This window comes from Chryseobacterium sp. CH25, from assembly GCF_004119455.1.
Lineage (GTDB): Bacteria > Bacteroidota > Bacteroidia > Flavobacteriales > Weeksellaceae > Chryseobacterium.
Window position 1 is genome coordinate 1 of record NZ_NRQT01000025.1, and the last position, 617, is coordinate 617.

General features: G+C 41.5%; 1 pseudogene. It reads right to left on the bottom strand.

The features are described 5' to 3' along the window. Nucleotides 1-617, bottom strand: a pseudogene (locus tag BOQ64_RS23315) (RHS repeat-associated core domain-containing protein); the annotation flags it as partial.

Here is a 617-nt window from a genome sequence, read left to right on the forward strand (position 1 = left end):
CTACAGGGTTACTATCTACCTGATGTCTGTGAACCAGCAGTCTGTTCTGATGGTCATATTCAAAGGTTTCTGTAATCACTCTTTCGGTATCGGTTGCCAATCTTTTATGTCGGGTGATTACCGTTTGAGCTACTCCTGAAAAATCCAGTTTAGATTCTGTTTTGGTATATCCGCCCAGATGGTTGATGGAATGGGCTCCTATTACTCTTCCTTTGGTATCGTAGTAGGTGTAAATCTTTGTCCAGTTATCATCTTCTATGTTCTTGACCATGCTCATCACAGGTAAGCCTTTAGTACTCTTACCTTCCGGGGATACGGTTTCTTTTAAGGTTTCCACTCCCTGAATACTGCCAGGGAAAGAAGGATTGAAACTGTAGACTGGATAGGTGTCATAATAGTTTACTGAAAAAACGGTTTCCAGATAAGGAAAGTAGGCATTATTATACTGTATCTGCAGTCCATTTTTGGTAAAACCGGTGTCAGATCTGTTCTCAATAGTCAGTGTTTCTCCAATCATTGTCTGCATAGAGGCTCTGCTGCCTCCAGCCACAACTCCTGTGATGATCACTCTCCCCAAAACATCATATTTTGTAAATAACCATTTGTCTGTGGGTCTC